At 65.8% G+C, this 5,613-nt stretch carries 3 protein-coding genes and 1 pseudogene; all 4 read left to right on the top strand.

Annotation, left to right across the window (positions count from 1 at the left end):
• A pseudogene (gene petA / locus WA702_RS04675) lies at positions 1-201 on the top strand (ubiquinol-cytochrome c reductase iron-sulfur subunit); the annotation flags it as partial.
• A 48-nt stretch (positions 202-249) separates the two neighbouring features.
• Positions 250-2,319, top strand: coding sequence for a cytochrome c1 (locus tag WA702_RS04680; RefSeq protein WP_425109367.1), 2,070 nt, complete (start codon positions 250-252; stop codon positions 2,317-2,319).
• Positions 2,320-2,579: 260 nt separating this feature from the next.
• Positions 2,580-4,778 (top strand): tetratricopeptide repeat protein, encoded by a 2,199-nt coding sequence (locus WA702_RS04685; RefSeq protein WP_425109368.1) that lies wholly within the window; start codon positions 2,580-2,582, stop codon positions 4,776-4,778.
• 135 nt (positions 4,779-4,913) lie between these two features.
• Positions 4,914-5,588: a dienelactone hydrolase family protein gene (locus WA702_RS04690; protein WP_425109369.1), complete on the top strand. Its 675-nt coding sequence runs from the start codon at positions 4,914-4,916 to the stop codon at positions 5,586-5,588.
• Positions 5,589-5,613 lie beyond the last annotated feature (25 nt).

Genomic DNA, 5,613 nt, shown 5'->3' on the forward strand with positions numbered 1-5,613 from the left:
CAGTGGCTGGTCGTGATCGGCATCTGCACCCATCTCGGCTGCATCCCGATCGCCCATGAAGGCAATTACGACGGGTTCTTCTGCCCCTGCCATGGTTCGCAGTACGATTCGTCCGGCCGCATCCGCCAGGGGCCCGCGCCCGCGAACCTGCCGGTGCCGCCGTACCAGTTCGTTTCCGACACCAAAATCCAGATCGGCTGACGCCCGTTTCCGTTTAGCGTCGCCGCAATAATTCCTCAGGATCGCATCATGAGCGGACCATCCGACTACCAGCCGACCAATCCAGCCCTGAAGTGGATTGAACGGCGGCTCCCGATTATGGGCCTCGTCCATTCCTCGTTCGTGGCCTATCCGACGCCGCGCAACCTGAACTACTGGTGGACCTTCGGCGCCATCCTCTCGCTGATGCTCGGCGTGCAGATCCTGACCGGCGTGATCCTGGCGATGCACTACACGCCGAACGCCGATCTCGCCTTCAAATCGGTCGAGGCTCTGGTTCGCGACGTCAACTATGGCTGGCTGCTGCGCAACACCCACGCCGCCGGCGCCTCGATGTTCTTTCTCGCCGTCTACATCCACATGTTCCGCGGCCTGTATTACGGATCATACAAGGAGCCGCGCGAAATCCTCTGGATCCTCGGCGTCATCATCTACCTCCTGATGATGGCCACCGGTTTCATGGGCTACGTGCTGCCGTGGGGCCAGATGAGTTTCTGGGGCGCCACCGTCATCACCAATTTGTTCTCCGCCATTCCCTATGTCGGCGACAGCATCGTGACCCTCTTGTGGGGCGGCTATTCGGTCGGCAATCCGACCCTGAACCGCTTCTTCTCCCTGCATTATTTGCTGCCGTTCGTGATCGCCGGCGTCGTGGTGCTGCATATCTGGGCGCTGCACGTCGCGGGCCAGAACAATCCGGCCGGCGTCGAGCCGAAGACCGAGAAGGATACGGTGCGGTTCACGCCGTATGCGACGATCAAGGATTTCTTCGGCGTCAGCTGCTTCCTGATCTTCTTCGCCTGGTTCATCTTCTACATGCCGAACTATCTCGGCGACGCCGACAACTACATCCCGGCCAATCCGGGCGTGACGCCGGCGCACATCGTGCCCGAATGGTACTATTTGCCGTTCTACGCGATCCTGCGCTCGATCCCGAACAAGCTCGCGGGCGTCATCGCGATGTTCTCGGCGATCATCGTGCTGGTGTTCCTGCCCTGGCTCGACTCGGCCAAGACCCGCTCCAGCACCTACCGGCCGCTGGCCAAGCAGTTCTTCTGGATGTTCGTCGTGGTCGCCATCGGGCTCGGCTATCTCGGCGCGCAGCCGCCGGAAGGCGTCTATGTGGTGCTCGGCCGCATCCTGACGGCCTGCTACTTCGCCTACTTCCTGATCGTGCTGCCGCTGCTCGCCCGCATCGAGACGCCGCGTCCGCTGCCGAACTCGATCGCCGACGACGTGCTGGCCAAGACCGGCAGCAAGCGCACGCCGATGGTGTCGACCGTGATCGCGCTGGCGGTGGGTGGTGCCCTCCTGGTTGGCGGCATGGGCCATGCCCGCGCCGCCGAGGACGATACGCCGCCGTCGCAGAAATGGTCGTTCTCGGGCCCATTCGGCAAGTATGACCGCGGCGCGCTGCAGCGCGGCCTCAAGGTCTACAAGGAAGTCTGCTCGAACTGCCATTCGCTGAACTATATCGCGTTCCGCAACCTCGCCGATCCCGGCGGACCCGGCTATTCGACCGCGCAGGCCGCCGCCTTCGCCGCCGACTACAAGATCAAGGACGGCCCGAACGATCAGGGCGAGATGTTCGAGCGTCCGGGCCGCACGGCCGACTATTTCCCGGCGCCGTTCCCGAACGAGCAGGCGGCCGCCGCCGCGAACGGCGGCAAGGCGCCGCCGGACCTGTCGCTGATGGCCAAGGCGCGGTCCTATGAGCGCGGCTTCCCCTGGTTCATCTTCGACTTCTTCACCCAGTTCCAGGAGCAGGGCCCGAACTATATTGACGCCATCCTGCGGGGCTTCGAGGACAAGCCGCCGGCCGGCGTCACGGTTCCCGAGGGCACGTATTACAACAAGTACTTCCCCGGCCACGCCATCAAGATGCCGCCGCCGCTGTCCGACGGCCAGGTGACCTTCGATGACGGTTCGCCGGCCACGGTGGCGCAATATGCCCACGACGTCTCCACGTTCCTGATGTGGACCGCGGAGCCGCACATGGAGGCGCGCAAGCGCCTCGGCTTCCAGGTGTTCATCGTCCTGATCATCTTCGCCGGCCTGATGTACTTCACCAAGAAGAAGGTCTGGGCTGACGCGCACTGATCTTTCGTCGGTGACATATGAATGCGGAAAAGCCCCCCTCGCGGGGGCTTTTTTGTTGACGGTGCTGGATGGATTGAGATCTCGCCATCTTCAACACTGTCATGCTTCGCCCCCGGGTCTCGCCTTTGGCGAGCCCGGGGTGGCGGATGATGACAGCGGGGGCCGCGTCCATAGGACCGAGACTTTGGAAACACCTAGCCGGTCTTAGGCCGAGTCAGATAGGACTGCGCGATCCACGCCGTCCTGGATCACCTATCGGCATGAAGACCGTCTCCCTCACCGTGTCGCAGGTCTTTGAGATCGCGCTCAAGCAGTATGCGGATGGCAAGCTCGGCCAGGCCGAGAAGACCTGCCAGAAGATCCTGTCGGCTGATCCGGCGTCGGCGGTCACGCTCAATCTGCTGGCGGTGATCCACATGGCGCGCGGCCGCAAGACCATGGCGCTGGCGCATTACGACCGCGCGTTAAAGCTGCGTCCGGATTTTCCGGAAGCCTGGAGCAACCGCGGTGCGCTGCTGCAGGTGTTGGGACGTCGTGCCGAGGCGCTGGAGAGTTTCGATCGCGCATTGGCGCTGCAGCCGGATCATGCCGGCCTGCTCAACAACCGCGCGGCGCTGCTGCAGGAGGAGGGCCGCTTCGAGGACGCGCTGGCGGATTACGATCGCACGCTGGCCCTGCAGCCGGATTATCCGGAGGCGCTGAACAACCGCGGCATCGCCGCTTACGAGCTCGGCCGCTTTGGAGAGGCGGTCGCGGACTATGACCGCGCCATCGTGCTGCGGCCCGATTACGCCGCCGCGTTCAGCAATCGCGGCAATGCGCTGGGCCGGCTGCGGCGTCATGAGGAGGCGCTGGTCAGCTACGACCGCGCGCTGGCGCTGCAGCCCGACCACATCGACGCGCTCAATAATCGCGGCATCACCTTGCGCGGGCTCGGGCGGCTGGACGACTCGCTGGCGAGCCATGACGCCGCGTTGAAGCTGCGTCCCGCCGATCCCCACGCTCTGGTCAGCCGCGGTCTCACGCTGCACGATCTGGACCGGCTGGATGAAGCGCTGGCGAGCCATGAGCGCGCGCTGGCGCTGCAGGCCGGCCATGTCGAGGCCGAGGTCAATCGCGGCGCGGTGCTGCACGCGCTTGGCCGGCTCGATGATGCCATGGCGAGTTTCGAGCGCGTGCTCGGCCAGCAGCCCGACAATGTCGAGGCGCTCACCAATCGGGGCACGGTGCTGCATGATCTGGCGCGCTACGGCGAGGCGCTGGCGAGCCATGAGCAGGCCATCGCGGTGCGCCCCGATGATGCCGTGGCGCTCGATAACCGCGCCGTGACCTTGCACAAATTGCAGCGGCTGGAGGAGGCGCTGGCGACCCTCGATCAGGCGATCGCGGCGCGGCCGGACTATGCGCCAGCGTTCTCGAACCGCGGCGTCACGCTGTGCGACCTCGGGCGCTTCGACGAGGCGCTGGCGAGCTACGATCGGGCGATCGCACTGCGCCCCGACTATGCCGATGCACATTTCCTGAAGAGCTTGACCAGCCTCGTCACCGGCGACTTCACGCGAGGTTGGCCCGGCTACGAATGGCGCCATCGCGCGCCGGTGGCGCGCTTGAATCCGCCGGCGCGGTCACGACCGCAATGGCGCGGCGAGGGCGATATCGCCGGCAAAACCATCCTGCTGCACAGCGAGCAGGGCTTTGGCGACGCCATCCAGTTCAGCCGCTATGTGCCGCTGGTCGCCGCCCGCGGCGCGCGCGTCGTGCTGGAGGTCGAGCCGGCGCTCCGCGGCCTGATGACGACGCTTGCGGGTGCTGCGGAGATCGTGATCAAGGGCGAGGCGTTGCCGGACTATGACCTGCATTGCCCGCTGCTGAGCCTGCCGATGGCGTTCGAGACCCGGCTGGAGACCATTCCGGCCAGCGCGCCTTATCTACAGGCGCCGGACAGCGCCGTCGCCGCGTGGAAGCAGCGGCTCGACAACATGAGCGGCCTGAAGATCGGACTGGCCTGGTCTGGCAATTCCAATCATGTCCGCGATCGCGAGCGCTCGATGTCGCTGACGCAGCTCGAGCCGCTGCTGAAGTGCGACGCAACTTTCGTCAGCCTGCAGAAGCAATATCGCCCCGGCGAGGCCGAGCGGCTCGCGCAAACAGGCATTCGCGATGTCAGCGCGGACCTGCATGATTTCACCGACACGGCGGCGCTGATCGCGGCGCTCGATCTGATCATCACGGTCGATACCGCCGTGGCGCATCTGGCGGGCGCGCTGGGCAGGCCAGTCTGGATCATGGTGACGCGCGCGCCGGACTGGCGCTGGCTGCTCGATCGCGACGACAGCCCCTGGTATCCGACCGCGCGCCTGTTCCGGCAGGACGAGCGCCGCGACTGGAGCGGCGTGGTCGCACGCGTCCAAGCGGCGCTGCGTGCGCTGGGCGGGGAGGCCGAGAAGGCGGTCGCCTGAGGCTGTTGTTGGCCTGTTACGCGCGTCGAGTAATCCGCGCGAGGACGTGACCGTGGGCGCGGTTGCCTCGGCGGCGCCGAGCGGCCACAATGACGGTGAAACCCTACCCCTCAAAACGCACACCGGAGGACATCCATGGGCACCCTCATCACCTTCAAGCGTCCGGACGGCAAGGACGCCACGGGCTATCTCGCCAACGCCGCCGGCGGCAACGCGCCGGGCGTGGTCGTGATCCAGGAATGGTGGGGGCTGCAGGACCAGATCAAGGGCCTGTGCGAGCGCTTCGCGCGCGCCGGCTTCGACGCGCTGGCGCCCGATCTCTACAAGGGCACCGTGGTGCCCTATCACGACACGGACGCCGCGGGCCGCGAGATGAACTCGCTCGACTTCATGGACGCGACCACGCAGACGGTGCGCGGCGCCGCGCAATATCTGGCGCGCAACGGCGCCAAGGTCGGGCTGACCGGCTTCTGCCTCGGCGGCGCCGTGACCATCATCGGCGCGACCAAGATTGCGGAGCTCGCCGCCGGCGTCGTGTTCTACGGCATTCCGCCGGAGCAGGCGGCGAAGCCCGCCGACGTCAAGATCCCGCTGCAGGCGCATTTCGCCAACAAGGACGATTGGTGCACGCCGGAGCTCGTCAACAACTTCGAGCAGGCGATGAAGAAGGCCGGCAAGTCGCTCGAGCTCTATCGCTACGACGCCGAGCATGCCTTCGTGAACGAGCAGCGCATGACCGTCCACGATCGCGCCGCCGCCGAGCTCGCCTGGGGCCGCGCGACGGCATTCTTCCACAAGCATCTGGGGTAGATGCAAGGACCTGTGTAGTCAGCGC

It is taken from the genome of Bradyrhizobium sp., from assembly GCF_049798375.1.
Classification (GTDB): domain Bacteria; phylum Pseudomonadota; class Alphaproteobacteria; order Rhizobiales; family Xanthobacteraceae; genus Bradyrhizobium.

What these genes read in the sequence shown, in the direction of transcription:
- WA702_RS04680 (WP_425109367.1), top strand. Translation starts at nt 250, where the DNA reads ATGAGCGGACCATCCGACTACCAGCCGACCAATCCAGCCCTGAAGTGG.
- WA702_RS04685 (WP_425109368.1), top strand. Translation starts at nt 2,580, where the DNA reads ATGAAGACCGTCTCCCTCACCGTGTCGCAGGTCTTTGAGATCGCGCTC.
- WA702_RS04690 (WP_425109369.1), top strand. Translation starts at nt 4,914, where the DNA reads ATGGGCACCCTCATCACCTTCAAGCGTCCGGACGGCAAGGACGCCACG.